Genomic DNA, 3,244 nt, shown 5'->3' on the forward strand with positions numbered 1-3,244 from the left:
GGTACGAGCGCCTCGGTAAAGATTGTCACAGGAGGCGAGTAGTGGTCCAATCCGGTGATAATCTGGACGGATTCATAATTACTAACGCCTTGCAAGTAGATGGCTTTTAAGAAATCGAGGCAATCAGCTTCCTACCGGAGCCCAGACAGAGCGTAGCTCATGCTGAAGCTTTGGTGGTTAGGGCAGACCTTATTATAACCCAGGGTACCTTGTGCGGCTCAATTCTCTTTTCTTCCCCGTTTCACAGATAACGGAAGAGCAAGAGAGGTTCCTCAGGTGGTAGTCCGAGATGAAGACGGGCGAAGAGGTCGCTCTCAGCTTTTTCTTGCTCTCTCCTGATAGTTTCCCGGCTTCGGCTTTGAGAACTGCGTTTGAAACGCGTCCTTCCGGCTTGAAAACCATCCTGCTTTCCGGTGACTTCTCTTTCTGCGGAGATCTGGAAAAAGATTTGGTCTCCGACTTACTATGGCGGTGGGAGTGGTCCGGAAAATGTGGGAAACCCTAAAGACGCTGCGCCTTTTGAGCCTCTAACTCTTACGGAATGGGAGGGGAAATGTAATGGTAAAGGATTACATCATGGCTATTGACCAGGGAACGACGGGAACGAGAGTTATCCTTGTTGACCAGGAGGGAAATATCGTCTCCAGCGCGTACCGGGAGATAACCCAGATTTACCCTCACCCCGGATGGGTGGAGCACAATCCCCGCGAGTACTGGGAGACGACCCTTGCCTGCATGCGGGAAGCCATGAAGAAAGCCAAAGCACGTCCTTCTCAAATTGCTGGCATCGGTATCACCAACCAGCGGGAGACAACAGTTATGTGGGACAGGGAGACGGGACAACCTGTCTACAACGCTATCGTCTGGCAGTGCCGAAGGACTGCTCCAATCTGCGAGGACCTGAAGGCTCGAGGTTTCGAGGAAAAGGTTCGGGAAAAGACGGGGCTCACCATTGATGCGTACTTTTCAGCCACCAAAATCAAATGGATTCTTGAAAATGTCCCTGAGGCCATGGACCTTGCCAAAAAAGGAAGACTTCTCATGGGGTGTGTGGACTCGTGGCTTGTGTGGAACCTGAGCGGTGGGGTAGCTCACGTAACAGACTACTCTAACGCATCCCGTACCATGCTCTTCAACGTTCGCACCTTGGAGTGGGACCAGGAACTCCTTGACGCACTTGGAATTCCCCGAGAAATACTTCCTTCCCCGAAACCCTCAAGCGGAGTCATTGCTTTAGCGAGGAACAAAGAGGTCCTGGAGAACGAGGAAATTCCAATCTCTGGTGTGGCGGGAGACCAGCAGGCTGCTCTCTTCGGCCAGACTTGTTTCAAGCCAGGCATGGCCAAAAACACCTATGGGACAGCCCTTGCCCTCATGATGAACATCGGGGAAAAGTTCCTTCTCTCCCGAAACGGTCTCACCACAGACCTCGCCTGGGGAATCGAAGGGAGGGTTGAATATTCCTTAGAAGGGCTTGCCTTCGTTGGTGGTGCTGCTGTCCAGTGGCTCAGAGATGGACTCAAGATTATCGAGAACGCCGCACAGACGGAGTCAATGGCCCAATCCGTTCCGGATACCGCTGGAGTCTACGTTGTTCCTGCTTTTACCGGACTCTGTGCTCCATACTGGGACATGTACGCTCGAGGGCTCATCATTGGAATCACTCGGGGCACAACCCGGGAGCACATTGTCCGAGCTACCCTTGAGTCCATGGCGTACCAGACCAGGGATATACTCGAGGCAATGATGGCTGACTCCGGTCAGATGCTTGAGTCCCTTCGCGTTGATGGTGGCGCGGTGAAGAATAATTTCCTCATGCAATTCCAGGCTGATATTCTGGGTGTCCCGGTGATACGACCGGTCGTAACCGAGATGACTGCCATGGGTGCAGCGTACCTTGCTGGGCTGGGAGTGGGGTTCTGGAGGAGCAAAGACGAGATTGCCAAACAGTGGAAGGTAGACCGGATTTTCGAACCGAAAATGGATGCGTCACGCCGGAAGGAACTCTACGCGGGATGGAAAAGGGCTGTAGAGCGAGCGCAAAGATGGGCTCAGTGAGGAGGTAAAGCTAAAGCATCACTTTGGGTTTTTTTTACCCTCTTTGACTCGTGTACAGTTTGTAGTAGAACCCCCTCTTTTTGAGGAGTTCCTCGTGGGTTCCTCTCTCCACGATTTCCCCGTTCTTGATGACGAGGATAAGGTCCGCATTGCGGATGGTGCTCAGGCGGTGGGCAATGATGAAGGTCGTCCGTCCCCTCATGAGGCGGAGCATGGCTTCCTGGACTAAGCGCTCCGTGTGGGTGTCAACGTTACTTGTGGCTTCATCAAGAATGAGAATGGCTGGATTCATGAGAAAAGCCCGAGCGATGGCAAGGAGCTGCCGCTGCCCCTGGCTCAGGTTTTCCCCACCATCGGAGAGGACGGTGTCGTAACCCTGGGGGAGGCTGAGGATGAAATGTTCGGCGCCGGCAAGACGAGCTGCTTCTTCGACTTCCCGGTCGGTTGCTCCGGGCTTTCCGTAGCGGATGTTTTCCCGGATGGTGGTGGCAAAGAGGTATGTGTCCTGGAGGACAATGCCAAGGAGGGTACGGAGCTTCTCTCGGTTTATCTTTCGTATGTCGATGCCGTCGATGAAGATGCTTCCCTCATCGGGTTCATAGAATCGGGCAAGGAGATTGACGATGGTGGTTTTCCCTGCTCCTGTGGGTCCAACAAGGGCAACAACTTGTCCAGGCTGGACGGAGAAGCTCACGTTTTTCAGGACAGGAACCCCCGGCTTGTAGGAGAAGGAGACGTTCTGGAACTCCACGGCTCCCCGAATTGTCGGGGGTTCCAAGCCCAAGGGAGGATCAGGGGGTTCTGGTGTTTCATCAAGGAGGGCAAAGACCCTTTCACTACCTGCAATGGCTGACTGGAGGGTGTTGAGCTGCATGGCAAGTTCGCTCACGGGGCGGGTGAACTGCCTTGAGTAGGCGATGAAGCTCGCAATGGTTCCAATGCTCCCCATCCCCTGAAGGACGAACCATCCCCCGAATCCGGCAACAAGAGCAAGACTCAGGTTATTGATGACGTTCATCAAGGGACCCATGACTCCCGCATAGATTTGGGCTTTTACTCCGATTTCTCTGAGGTTGGCATTGACTTCTTCGAATTTTTTAAATTCCCGTTTTTCCTGCGCAAATGCCTTGATGACCCTAAGCCCCGTGATATCCTCTTCGATGGTGCTCGTAAGGCTCCCAAGGAT

Annotated in this window: 2 protein-coding genes; one reads left to right on the plus strand and one right to left on the minus strand. The window is 53.5% G+C overall.

What is annotated here, in order from left to right:
• Positions 1-558 precede the first annotated feature (558 nt).
• On the plus strand, positions 559-2,058 hold the full coding sequence (gene glpK, locus H5U36_09740; protein MBC7218390.1) for a glycerol kinase GlpK: 1,500 nt from the start codon (positions 559-561) through the stop codon (positions 2,056-2,058).
• A 34-nt stretch (positions 2,059-2,092) separates the two neighbouring features.
• On the opposite strand, the gene H5U36_09745 is transcribed toward glpK, so the two are convergent.
• The coding region (locus H5U36_09745; protein MBC7218391.1) for an ABC transporter ATP-binding protein at positions 2,093-3,244 on the minus strand (1,152 nt) is incomplete at its 5' end.

Origin of the sequence: Candidatus Caldatribacterium sp., assembly GCA_014359405.1 — a bacterium.
Classification (GTDB): domain Bacteria; phylum Atribacterota; class Atribacteria; order Atribacterales; family Caldatribacteriaceae; genus Caldatribacterium; species Caldatribacterium oleiphilum.

Coding starts and splice junctions, on each gene's coding strand:
- glpK (MBC7218390.1), top strand. CDS start 559: ATGGTAAAGGATTACATCATGGCTATTGACCAGGGAACGACGGGAACG.